Annotated in this window: 11 protein-coding genes; 4 read left to right on the plus strand and 7 right to left on the minus strand. The window is 55.8% G+C overall.

Annotation, left to right across the window (positions count from 1 at the left end; genetic code table 11):
* Positions 1-413: 413 nt before the first annotated feature.
* The gene (gene argF, locus QZ383_RS09505) at positions 414-1,436 is read right to left on the minus strand and encodes an ornithine carbamoyltransferase (protein ID WP_291444941.1); all 1,023 of its coding nucleotides are present in this window, start codon (positions 1,434-1,436) and stop codon (positions 414-416) included.
* A gap of 60 nt (positions 1,437-1,496) precedes the next feature.
* Positions 1,497-2,045, minus strand: a complete 549-nt coding sequence (locus QZ383_RS09510) for an N-acetyltransferase (RefSeq protein WP_291444943.1) — start codon at positions 2,043-2,045, stop codon at positions 1,497-1,499.
* 252 nt (positions 2,046-2,297) lie between these two features.
* On the opposite strand from QZ383_RS09510, the gene QZ383_RS09515 reads away from it, so the two are divergent.
* From QZ383_RS09515 to QZ383_RS09530, 4 genes are all read left to right on the plus strand, one after another.
* On the plus strand, positions 2,298-3,734 hold the full coding sequence (locus tag QZ383_RS09515) for a histidine-type phosphatase (RefSeq protein ID WP_291444945.1): 1,437 nt from the start codon (positions 2,298-2,300) through the stop codon (positions 3,732-3,734).
* 276 nt (positions 3,735-4,010) lie between these two features.
* Positions 4,011-5,048, plus strand: a complete 1,038-nt coding sequence (locus QZ383_RS09520) for an EF-hand domain-containing protein (RefSeq protein ID WP_291444947.1) — start codon at positions 4,011-4,013, stop codon at positions 5,046-5,048.
* 15 nt (positions 5,049-5,063) lie between these two features.
* Positions 5,064-5,333 (plus strand): hypothetical protein, encoded by a 270-nt coding sequence (locus QZ383_RS09525; RefSeq protein WP_291444949.1) that lies wholly within the window; start codon positions 5,064-5,066, stop codon positions 5,331-5,333.
* Between the two features lie 202 nt (positions 5,334-5,535).
* Positions 5,536-6,315 (plus strand): DUF169 domain-containing protein, encoded by a 780-nt coding sequence (locus QZ383_RS09530; protein WP_291444951.1) that lies wholly within the window; start codon positions 5,536-5,538, stop codon positions 6,313-6,315.
* A 105-nt stretch (positions 6,316-6,420) separates the two neighbouring features.
* Here the strand turns inward: QZ383_RS09530 and eutC are convergent, their stop codons facing one another.
* The 5 genes from eutC to QZ383_RS09555 form a co-directional block, all read right to left on the minus strand.
* Positions 6,421-7,248 carry an ethanolamine ammonia-lyase subunit EutC gene (gene eutC, locus QZ383_RS09535; protein ID WP_291444952.1) on the minus strand — a complete coding sequence of 276 codons (828 nt, stop codon included), beginning with the start codon at positions 7,246-7,248 and terminating at the stop codon, positions 6,421-6,423.
* Between the two features lie 70 nt (positions 7,249-7,318).
* Entirely contained in the window at positions 7,319-8,677 is a 1,359-nt protein-coding gene (locus tag QZ383_RS09540) for an ethanolamine ammonia-lyase subunit EutB (RefSeq protein WP_291444955.1), read from the minus strand.
* Positions 8,678-8,691: 14 nt separating this feature from the next.
* Positions 8,692-10,032: a TRAP transporter large permease subunit gene (locus QZ383_RS09545; RefSeq protein ID WP_291444957.1), complete on the minus strand. Its 1,341-nt coding sequence runs from the start codon at positions 10,030-10,032 to the stop codon at positions 8,692-8,694.
* Between the two features lie 60 nt (positions 10,033-10,092).
* Entirely contained in the window at positions 10,093-10,743 is a 651-nt protein-coding gene (locus tag QZ383_RS09550) for a TRAP transporter small permease subunit (RefSeq protein WP_291444959.1), read from the minus strand.
* Positions 10,744-10,885: 142 nt separating this feature from the next.
* On the minus strand, positions 10,886-11,941 hold the full coding sequence (locus QZ383_RS09555) for a TRAP transporter substrate-binding protein (protein ID WP_192112831.1): 1,056 nt from the start codon (positions 11,939-11,941) through the stop codon (positions 10,886-10,888).
* Between the last annotated feature and the right edge of the window lie 602 nt (positions 11,942-12,543).

The following is a 12,543-nucleotide window of genomic DNA, read 5'->3' on the forward strand; positions in this document are numbered from 1 at the left end:
TCTTTGCACATATTATTTTTATTAGAGTTAATCTATGTACATTTTTGCGTCAACATATTTGATTAATTTGGCTCCATTGAGTGTTCAAAGAATAATTCTTAGTAAATCGATATTATTTTAACATTCTGATTTATGGCCCAATTGCCAATCGGCAAAACATCTGTGTTTTTCTGCTCACAACGATGGTTTCTAGAAAACGCAGACAAAACCTGACCAGATTACTTTTTGGTGCAACTAGCGGGGATAATAGAAAACGGCGGCTGTGGGCTGCCCCCCAGAAAAAAAGTAAGCGCCCCTGCGGCGCAGCCATGCGAAAAACATGGCATTGTGCTGCAAGGGCGCTTGCTGCCAGCCGTAATGGCTGACTCAAACAACTGCACTCTCCCCCGGTCAGTGCCGGAGGAGATATGGGATCAGGCGTTGAACACCAGAGGGCCTTCAGCCATGGTGGCGACCATGACGGCCTTGATGGTGTGCAGGCGGTTTTCCGCCTCTTCAAAAGCCATGTTGCGCGGCGACTCAAAGACTTCATCGCTCACTTCCATGCATTCAATGCCAAAGCGCTGATAAATGTCTTCGCCAACTGCGGTATCACGGTTATGGAAGCTCGGCAGACAATGCAAAAACTTGCATTGGGGATTGCCCGTCAGTTCCATTGCTGCCGCGTCCACGCGATACGGCGTCAACAGATCAATGCGCTCTTTCCATACGGAATCAGGCTCGCCCATGGACACCCAGACATCAGTGGAGAGAAAATCGCAGTCTTTAACGCCCTCGGCCACGCTTTCCGTGCGCGCAATACGCGCCCCAGTGCTCTTGGCTATGTGGAGGGCCATTTCAAAGACTTCGTCAGATGTCCACAAAGCTTTGGGAGCAACAGAACGGAAATCCAGCCCAAGCAGGGCCGAACCAACCATCAGGGAATTGCCCATATTATAACGTGCATCCCCAAGATATGCCAGCGTTTGTTGATTCAAAGGTTTTTCGCAGCACTCGCGCATGGTCAGCATGTCGGCCAAAAACTGCGTGGGGTGCCATTCGTTGGTGAGGCCGTTCCATACAGGCACGCCTGCGTGTTCTGCCAGAGCCTCTACCCTCGCCTGCTCATAACCGCGATACTCAATACCATCATAAAAGCGGGAAAGCACACGGGCGGTATCGGACATGGATTCCTTTTTGCCCATCTGCGAGCCGGAGGGGCCAAGATAGGTCACGCGTGCGCCCTGATCATAGGCTGCCACTTCAAAAGAACAGCGGGTACGCGTGGAATCCTTTTCAAAAAGGATGACAATATTTCTGTCTTGCAGAAACTTCGGCTCACGCCGGACCTTTTTGGCCTGCTTGAGCTGGGCCGCCAGATCCAGCAGATACGTGAGGTCTTCCGGCGTGAAGTCTATTTCTTTCAGAAAATCCCGGTGATACAGCCTGTTGCTCATGACGCATTCCCACCCTTTGCAGACAGTGTGAATCCCTGCGATTAAATCGCAGGTTGAAAACTATAATTCGAGTATCATTCCAATTTCGTCACAGCAGTAAAACTTGGGGCATTTACTGCATTCAACCCACACAATAGCGGGCATATCATCGCGTTTAAACTCGCTGAAGCCGCACTTGAAAAAAAACGGCGCAGCCAGAGTAAAGGCAAAAACCCTCGGCAAGCCGAGATCACGACATCGGTCAACCAGCGCGGCCACCAGCCTTTTGCCGAAGCCCTGCGCCTGACACAGGGGGTGAACCGCCACAGAACGAATTTCCGCCAGATCTTCCCACAGCACATGTACCGCGCCGCAGGCCACAACAACCTCATGCCCGTCCTCAGCCGAGGGAGCCGTGGCGACCATATAGTCCTGAATATGCTGATAGAGATACTGCGGCCCGCGTGCCAGCATGACGTTGGACGACGCATAATGGTTGATAAGTGCAGACATGCCGTGCACGTCGCGCACCGTGGCCGAACGAATGACCAACGCTGAGAGGTCTTCTACGCGGATATCCTGAACAAGAGGTTTGTCTTCTACGCCAACGCGTGGAACGGCAATGGGCATTATACGCCTCGATATCTGGATACGCTCCGCCCCTGAAGGGAAAGGAGCCGAAAAAGGTTACGTACGAAGCAGCCAGAGCCAAACTCTGCCGCAAAGAATAAGCATAATAACAAGCCCCGCACTGTGCAAGCAATTACGGCCCGCGAGGCGGGCAAAATTTGCACTGGCGCGGGGCCGCAGCCCTCCCGCATGCAAATCGGCGTTGCCCGCACTGGCCTTTATGGCTATGGTACCACCCACCAAGGAGAACGCATGCGCACTGCACCACGCTTAATCATTGTCTGCCTTGCCTGCGCACTGCTCTGCCATTTGCCCATATCTGGCATTGCGGCGCAGCAGGGGGATGAACAACCCCGCCTTATGAAAGTTGTAGCGCTTTCCCGCCACGGGGTGCGCTCGCCCACGCAAGCTCCCGAAACGCTCTCGCAGTGGAGCACCCGCAACTGGCCCCAGTGGCCTGTGCCAAGGGGCTTCCTCACGCCGCGCGGTGCGCGGCTGGTAACCGCCATGTGGGAAGACATGCGCGGGCAGATGCTGAATCTTGGCCTGCTGCCCGACAACGCCTGTCCGCCGCCCGGCAAGGTATTTGTGCGCGCCGATGTGGATCAGCGCACCAGGGCGACAGCCAAAGCCCTGCTTGATGGCCTCTGCTCCGCCGGCGGGCAGACCTATGCCGTTTCAAACCAGGCGCCCGACCCGCTGTTTCATCCCGTGCAGGCGGGTTTTCAGCGTTTTGATCCCGCCTCGGTAGCCGCAAGCATCATGGCCACGGCTGGGGGCGATCTTGATCGGCTGCATGAGGACAATGCAGGGGCTTTGACCCACATCCAGCACCTGAGTGCTCCCGTGGGCTCAACATTGTGCGCGCGCTACAATCTGCCGCCCACCTGCGGACTCGCGGATCTGCCCAATTCGGTAAGCGTTGATGCTGACGGCAAGGGCGCAGGGCTTTCCGGCGCACTGGCAACCGCATCAAGCATGGCGGAAATTTTTTTGCTGGAGTACGCCCAGTGGCCTGATTCTTCTGCCGGGTGGGGCCAGGTGGACGCGCACGTTCTGCGTGAAGTGCTGCCCGTGCACACAAGCGTGTTCAACACTGTGAACCGCTCTCCGGTAGTGGCTCTTTTCAAGGGGGCATCACTGCTTTCAGAAATGGCTGCGGCCCTTGACGGAACCCACAGGGATCAACGCTGCAACGCGGCTTCCCTGGTTGTTTTTGTGGGGCACGACACCAACCTTGCCAATGTGGGCGAATTGCTGGGCGTGCACTGGCAGTTGCCCGGCTACCCCGATGACGCCACCCCGCCAGGGTCAACCCTTATGCTTGAGCTGTGGGATATGGGCGGCAATAAGGAAGTGCGCGTGCGCTTTTTTGCCCAGTCGCTCGAAGCCCTGCATGAACCCTTTGTTGATCCGCCACAGCCAGTGGGCGGCCTCAGCATCCCCCAGTTTACCGATCCGGCCAGGACCCACAAGACAACTGCGGCTCTGGTAACAGCGCCGCCGGTTGTGGGGGAGGCCCGCTTCAGCCTTGAAAATTTTTCCAAAAGGGTCAGCAAAGCACTTCGTAATGCCCCCCTGGTGCCGCAAGAGGTCCCCCCTCTACGCCTGCGGGTGGACAGCGATGTGGACAACGGCACTGCCACGGTGACTTCCGCTGAGGCTTCTTCGTCAGTAAAAAACCACTGACCTCATAGACATCCCATCCGTATTCCAAACCGCCGCATCCGTTGATGCGGCGGTTTTTTATTTTTTCCAGCGCCGCATAACGGCTTCTGACGCGGCAAAAACAGGATTGGGGCAAAATTTTCCCTTAAATAAAAAGGAATGTTTTTTGCACAATCAGATTGGGAAAAATTTTCCCCGGCTGATACGCGACACAGGGAGGTGCGCTTACAGTATTCGGCTTCGCCCGCAGTGGATTGCAGGTGTTGCCGACAATGTCCGCAAGGACTGGGAGACAGTATGAGCGTCAGTGCGTTATCTTCATCTTCTTCCTCCTATTGGGAGAAGATGCTTGCGCAGATGAAAGGCTCCGGCGAGGCGCAATCGCAGGACAATCTGGCAAGCAAGCTTTTTGGGGATCTGGATTCTGACGGGAACGGCGCGCTAAGCCTTGATGAAAGCGGGCTAAGCAGCGAACTTTATAACAAACTTGATGCCGATGGCGATGGGGCCGTTTCGCAGACTGAACTGCAAAAAGCCATCGAAACCCAGCGCAACGCCATGTTCACCAACATGCAGATGGGGCAGACTCCGGCCGCGCAAACCGCGGCATCGACTCAGCCCACGGCCAAGGATCTGCTTTCCGCCATCATGAGCGGGCAGGTTCCCGGCGGCATGCAGGGTGCGGGGCACGGCGGCAAGGGGGGGGACCTTGCGTCCAAACTCTTCTCTTCGCTGGACAGTGACGGCAGCGGCGGCCTGAGCGCCGAGGAAACAGGCCTCAGCCAATCCGTGTTCGACGCCATGGACACCGATCAGGACGGCTCTGTCTCTTCTGATGAACTGGCGGCAGCGCTGAAGAAACAGCGCGAAGCCATGAAGAACAACTCCCAGAATTCACAGAACCAGTCCAGCGAGCAGAATTCCTCGGGCGAAATGGACGCGAAAACCCTGCTGTCTTCCATCATGAACGGCCAGATGCCCCCGCCGCCTCCCTTGCAGGGGCAGTCTGCCTCGTCTGGTCAGACAGGATCATCCCACATAGCTTCCAAGCTTTTTTCGAGCCTGGACAGCGATGACAGTGACGGCCTGAGCGTTGGCGAAACAGGGCTCAGCCAGTCAGTGTTCGACTCCATGGACGTGAACCAGGACGGCTCCGTTTCTGCTGACGAGCTTGCCACTGCGCTTGAAAAGCAACGCGCCGCGATGGGCATGGACCAGAACTCCACAAATCGGGCCGACATGGCTCGCAGCTTCCTGTCAGCCATTGCCAACAGCGCCTACCAGAGTGTGAACCAGACCACCGCCGCGACCCAGAGCGTGGAAGCAGTGGCCTGATCCCCACCAGAAACAATGACTCCTCCACGCGGGGGCGCTCATACATTATGCCCACAAACACCAGCCCGGCTGCGCAAAACAGCAGGGCTGGTGTTTTATATGGCGCGGCGACTGCACGGTAATTCCAGCCCTGCCCATTATGATAAAACCGCTCGCCATTTTTTGCACAGCAAGGCAGACATTGCCGCCGCCGATGTTCCGCAAAAGCATAAAAAATCCACGCTGATCAAGAAAAAATTGCAAATATGTAACCATATGAAAATAATAACTTTCACAATCAAATAGCGAAGAAGAATTGGCAGCTCAAAAAAATACCAAACATAACACGCTGTTTTATAATGATTAAATTTAAGAATAAAACCAAACTGGGGGCAGTTATACCACTTGTGAAATTAGTGGGATTATATTGACATAAACGGCATAAAGAAATAATAACAAGGCCGCACCAATGGACTCTTGTATAATAGCATCTAGACCAGAGGATTATATGAACACATATGAAAAGCTTAGTGAAACGTTGATGCGTGAGCTGCGCCTCATTCATGCACCCGTTGCAATCAAATATTTCTACGACCAAAAGGAGCTGGATTCCTTCAAGGAAACTCAGCCCCACTACTCCCCCATGAAGCCGCTGACCTTCTGCCAGAGCGAAGTCGGCGCGCGCATGGAAGGTATTACAGTCATTGTAGAACGCGACAAGATGGGCTGTACCAATGCTAGTTTTGTGTTCGGCTGGAAAGAGCTGGACGAACCCGAAATCAAAAGCCACCTCAAGTACTGCGCCGATGCCGACCATGCCCGCAAGGTGCTTGAAGCCAAGCCGCATGTTCCGGCCAATCTGCTGGCCATAGCCGTGAGCCCGCTTGCGGCAGCTACCACCCAGCCCGATGTGGTGCACTTTGTGTGCGATACAATGCAGGCCTACCACATCATTGGCGACTGGATGGCAACCCAGCGCATCGACAATTTCCACCCGTCCATGAGCGTCAACTCTGCCGTCTGCTCCGGCAATGTCTACACGCTGAACACCAAGCAGGCGAACCTGTACCTCGCTTGCAGCGGCAGCTACAATTCCGGCAAGACGGAACGGGGCGAAATCAACGTATCCATCCCCGGCGAGCACATGGAAGCTCTGGTGAAGCGCCTTGAAGACCGCGTCACCAACAAGGGCGGCGCGTCCATCACCCGCCTTGGCGAACCCTTCCCCGGCGCAGCCGTGTGCAAGAACTGCCCTCTCATTGTTTTCAAGAAAGAACGCGACGCCTAAGAAAGGCTCTCGCATACCGGCATACAACAACAGCCGGGCTGCGCAAGGCAGCCCGGCTGTTGTGCTGTAAGCACGCGGCGAGTTTGCCCACCGGGCATAAAAATCCTATGCAATCGCAGCAGTATTTTCACCAAAGGGCAAATACGTTGCGGGCATGTCATCCTTGAGGTTCACCCCAGTCAGCTGCCGGGCAAAGGCTCCCTGCACCAGGTAGCACAGTTTGCGCACGCCCTCTCCAATGCTCAGGCCAGCAGGCCGCACATTTGAAATACAGTTCCGCGCTTCATCGGTGCAGCCGGGAAAGGGCGCGTAGGTCAGATAAACTCCCAGAGAATTAGGCGAACTCAACCCCGGCCGTTCACCAATAAGAATCACCACCAGCCTTGCCTTCATGAGCGACGCCACTTCGTCCGCCACTGCAACCCGCCCAAACTCCACCAGGGCCACGGGGGTTGCGCTGTAGCCGGCAGCTGCTGCGCAGGCCAGAAAAAGCCGGGCAAAGGGGGCCGCGTTTTCATGCACCGCGCGGGCCGAAAGCCCATCGCTGATAACAAGGCAAATGTCCGCCCCCTTATTGTCAGGCCCCGCGTATTTGCGCGCAAGCAACTCGCGCGAGGCTTCCGACAGCCGCCGCCCCTTGTCGGGCCTTGCCAGAAAATCCTCCTTGCTTGCAGCGGCGCTGGCAAGCTCAAGGCAGTGCAACCCCGCACCTTCAAGCTCTGACCGCACGCCTGCCCTGTCAAATGGCGTCAGCACCGCATCGCGCGCTCTGGCATGCGCCAGCCGAAACCGTAGCCACTCTGTCTGCGGCAGGCTGACCCCGCAACGCCCAAGGGCAATGCGGGCATCCGTATAGCGTTTCAGGTCGGCCCACGAGTCTTCCAGAACTGTTGCCGCTGATGCTGGCAAAGACTCCTGCTTCATGACGTTCATGGCAACATCCTTTAGAACAGACCAAGTCTGCCCTACGCGGATTTTGGAGTAATCCGCACCGAAAAATTCCCTAGGTGGCCTGCCTGACGCGTTGCTCCAGCCCGCGCAATGCGCCAGCCGGTGGCAGCAACGCGCCGACATCATCGTGAATGCCCATGCCTTCAAGCCACGCCTCAAACTCCGGTGCTGGCTTCTTGCCCAACAGCTTGCGCAAATAGGCCGCATCGTGGAACGAGGTGGATTGATAATTGAGCATGATGTCGTCCGCACCAGGAATACCCATGATAAAATTGCAGCCAGCCGCGCCCAGCAAGGTCAGCAGTGCATCCATATCGTCCTGATCGGCATCGGCATGGTTGGTGTAACAGATGTCCACCCCCATAGGCAGACCCAGCAGTTTGCCGCAGCAGTGGTCTTCCAGCCCGGCGCGGATAATCTGCTTGCCATTGAACAGATACTCCGGCCCGATAAATCCAACCACGGTATTCACCAGCAATGGACGGAACCTGCGGGCCACTGCGTAGGCGCGGCATTCCAGAGTTTGCTGATCGACCCCGAAACTGGCGTTGGCCGAGAGGGCGCTGCCCTGCCCTGTTTCAAAGTACATCACATCATCACCCACGGTGCCGCGCCCAAGCTCAAGGGTTGCCTGCCACGCTTCTTCCAGCAGGGAAAGGTCTATGCCAAAACTGGCATTGGCCTTTTCTGTTCCTGCTATGGACTGAAAGCACAGATCCAGCGGCACCCCCCTGCGGATAAGCTCCACGGCATTGGTTACGTGGGTCAGCACGCAGCTTTGGGTGGGTATTTCATAGCGCGCAATAAGCTCGTCCAGCAGGCACAGGAGCCTTGCGATGTTTTCCAGACTGTCGGAAGCCGGATTGATGCCAATAACCGCATCGCCGGATCCGTAATACAACCCGTCAATGGTTGATGCCAGGATTCCCCGCGCATCGTCCGTGGGGTGGTTTGGTTGCAGACGGACAGAAAAGTGCCCCGGTAATCCTATGGTGTTGCGAAAACGCGTTACCACGCTGCACTTGGCTCCCACCAGTATGAGATCCTGCAAACGCATGAGTTTGCTTGCGGCCGCGGCCATTTCCGGCGTGATGCCCGCCGTCAGCGCCGCAAGACTTTCTGCATTGGCTGCATCGGTCAGCAGCCAGTCGCGGAACTGCCCCACGGTAAAGGAACTTATGGGCGCAAAAGCCGCAGCATCGTGGCTGTCAAGAATAAGGCGGGTGATTTCGTCCTTTTCATAAGGCACCACATCCTCGTTCAGGAAGCGTTTGAGGGGCACATCGGCCAGCACCATCTGGGCGCGCACGCGTTCCTCGTCGTTGGCGGCCGCCACCCCGGCCAGCACGTCGCCCGATCTGAGGGGCGACGCCTTGGCCAGGATTTCGCGCAGGGTGCTGTGGGCATTCATGCTTGCCGCCTCTGCTACAAGAATGTTCTGGGCAGGAACATGGCGATATCAGGGAAGAGCATCACCAGCACCAGCCCCACCACCATTATTATGACCATTGGCACAATGGAGGCGTAGATGTCATTCAGCGTAACCCCCTTGGGGGCCATGGCCTTCATCAAAAAGAGGTTGTACCCGAATGGCGGCGTCATGTAGGCGATCTGACAGGTGATGGTGTAGAGCACGCCATACCAGATGGGGTCAAAACCCAGCGCCTTGACCAGGGGAATGTACAGCGGGGCCACGATGATCAGCATGGCCGTATCGTCAAGAAACATCCCCATGAAAAGATACGAAAGCTGCATGACGATAAGCACGCCCCAGGGGCTGAGATTCCAGCCGTCAATGAAGAGCTTCTTGATGGCGTGCACTGCGCCAAGGCCGTCAAATACAGAACTGAAGCACAGGGCAGCCATGATGATCCACATGAACATGCAGCTCACGCTGAGGGTCTGCACCAGAACAACGCGCATCACCCTGGCCGTAAGCCGCCCCTTGACCAGTGCGGCGATGGTCGCCACCAGAGCGCCCACGGCGGAGCTTTCCACCAGGCTGGTGATGCCGGTCATGAACGCGCCGGTCACAGAAAAAATAATGGCAAGCGGCAGCAGGCCAGCCCAGAGGCTCTTCCACTTTTCCGCCGAGGTGATGGATTCGCGTTCTTCCTTGGGCAGCGCAGGGCCCATGGCGGGATTGAGCTTGCAACGAATGACAATGTAGCCAATGAGTATCACCGCAAACATGAGGGCGGGGCCGATGCCGGCCATCCAGAGACTGCTGACAGGCTGGCGGGCGATCATGCCGTAGAGCACCATAACAACGCTTGGCGGCATCATGATGCCCAGCGAGCTGCCTGCCTGAATAACCCCCGAAACCATTCGCTTGTCATACCCGCGCTTGAGCATTTCCGGCATGGCGATGGTTGCGCCGATGGCCATGCCCGCAACGCTAAGACCGTTCATGGCTGAAATGGCCACCATCAGAATGACCGTGCCGATGGCAAGGCCGCCGGGCAATGGCCCCATCCAGACGTGGAACATGCGGTAAAGATCGTTGGCGATGCCCGATTCCGAGAGCATGTAGCCCATGTAGATGAACAGGGGCAGCGTGATCATGGGGAACCACTTCATCAGCGTGATGCTGGCGTTGAACGCCATCTGCGAACCACCGGTACCCCATAGAAAGAGTGCCGCGATGGCTCCGGTGAAGCCGATGGCCGCAAACACCCGCTGCCCGGTGAGCATGAGCATGCCCATGGATGCAAAGAGCATCAGGGCAATGCCCTCGTGAGAAAGAGTGAAGGTCAGATCGAACATGTCCTCGCGTCCTTTACGGCGCTCGCATACGCCGGAGCTGGAAAATGAAAATTGGGGGCGTTACCGCGAGCCGCCAAGCGCTTGCGCCGGAGCAAGAACCTGCGGCGAAGCATCCGGGTCAGCCACAACGCCAACAAGTTGAGGCTCCGCTTCTGGTTCCACATAGCCGCTTTCTACAATAAGGCGCTCAGGAACTTCCTCACCCAGCAGCAGTCCACGCGAACGCGCCAGGGCCTTGAAAAATTCCGAAAAAGCCTGCAACAGCGTAAGAAAAATGCCAATGCCCATGATAATCTTGACGGGGGCCAGGGCAGGAGCCCATGCAGAATTGTTGTGCTGGTCAAACTCTATGGAATACCATGTGCTTGAAACACAGCCGTAGAACAGGAGGGCAAGGTATGCGACCAGAAAAACAGACGTGAGCACGTCCATCTTTGCCTGTTTTCTCCACTTCCAGCGGCCATAGAACACATCCATACGCACGTGCGAATTGGTAAGCAGGGCAAAACCGCCACCAAGGATGTAGTAGGCCACCATGGTGAACTGGGCCATTTCCACGCCCCAGATCACCGGAGCATCAAAACAGTAACGGGATATGGCCGAGTAGAGCAAAATGCCCATCATGACGAACACAAGATAAAGAACCCCCCGCCCCACCAGGCGGTTAACCGCATCCACATACCTGACAAACAGCTTGATCCAGTTTGGCATGACGCTCTCCTCCCAAACCTTTATTCCGCAAATTTCCTGCCGCTTGGTTTAACTGGGGGCAGGCTTTGATGCGCCGCCGCCGAAGGATTCGGACGACGGCACATCGGGCAGACGGAAGGTTCTGCCTCCAGAGGGTTTGCAATCAATAACGGTACGGGCGGCCCGCAACAGCCATTTCGGCATTGTACTTTTTGAGGATATCCACAACCTTGGCGCAGCGCGGGCTTTTCTTGGCTGTTTCGTCCCAGAACTTGTGGGCGGCCTCTTCAACAGTGCCCCATTCAGCATCGGGAATGGAGGTCAGTTCCATCTTGCCGCCGGTGGCGCGGTAGTGAGCTTCGCCCCACCAGTACCAGTGCTGGCGAAAATAGTTGGAGCTGTCGCAGGTGAGCTTAAACAGAGTTTTGAGGTGTTCCGGCACTTCAGCCCACTTTTTGCTGTTGGCAAAGTACGAACCGATCCACGCGCCGCAGATGTTGTTGGTGAGGTAATACTTGCACTGCTCTGCCCAGCCGGAGGTGTAGTCTTCTGTAATGCCCGACCAGCACACGCCGTCCAGCTCGCCGGTTTGCAGGGCCACCTGAATGTCTTCCCAGGGCAGGGTAACAGGCACCACGCCAAACTGGCTCATGAACTTGCCGCCCGTGGGGAAGGAGAACACGCGCTTGCCTTTCAGGTCGGCAAGGCTGCGGATAGGCTTGGTGGTGGCAAAGTTGCAGGGATCCCAGGAGCCTGCGCCAAGCCATTCAACGCCCTTGATCTCGCCGTAGGCTTCTTTCCAGATGTCGTTCAGGCCCCAGTGTTCAAAAAGAGCGGGCACATCAAGCGAATAGCGGGTGGCAAAGGGAAAATACGCGCCAAAGATGGCCACATCAGCAGGGGAAGACATGGAGTCTTCGTCACACTGCACAGCATCAATGGTACCGTTCTGCACAGCGCGGAAAAGCTCGCTGGTGGGAACCAACTGGTCGGAGGTGTAAAGTTCAATGACCATTTCGCCATTGGCGGCCTTGTTGAAGGCGTCGATCTGCGGCTTGATGACAAACTCGGCAAGCGCCGCGCCCGCATAGGTCTGCATGCGCCACTTGATGGGGGCCTTGGCGGCCTTTGCCTCGGTGGCTCCCATAATGCCAGTTGTGGCGGCAACCGCCGCCGTGGCACCCATACCCGCTGTCTTCAAAAACTCACGCCTCTCCATACTAACCTCCTCAAAACAAAAACTGTTTATTCACCGCAAGCGCCTACGCCTCAAAAATGCACTTAACTCTGGCTACTGCCCTAGCCTTGCACTCATGAAATGCCATTAAGCAAATAGCGAGCCAGAGGATGGATGGGCAAAATTATTTTTTATAACATACTAAAATATAAAATTTTTGTATTTTCATTCAGTATATTTTTATATTCAAAGCAAAGGAGAGCGGCTCATTTTTTGAAACAATTTTGTAATGATTAGCACATTTTTGTTAGTCAACTTTTTACACAAAAACACATTAATACAATTAAACACTAGGGCATCCAGATAAAAAACAGAGGCATGCGGCTTTATTGCCAATACAATTTTGAAAAAGCGCATTGCCTGACGTGTATGGGGCAACTTGCCAAAGGGGGCTGCATTACCCATACTAAGGTGGTTCTGGCCCCTGAAAATATTGAGGAGACAAGCCGCGCGACCTGACGGGGCTTTGCCGGGCATCCCAGGTCTGGCATCCTTTAGACACGGGCCGTCCAGAATGCCCAAACCCAACAAATTTACCGCGTTCAGCCACTGCAACAGCAAAATACACAAACACACAAAAATGC

The organism is Desulfovibrio sp., assembly GCF_019422935.1.
In the GTDB taxonomy this organism is placed as follows: Bacteria; Desulfobacterota; Desulfovibrionia; order Desulfovibrionales; family Desulfovibrionaceae; genus Desulfovibrio.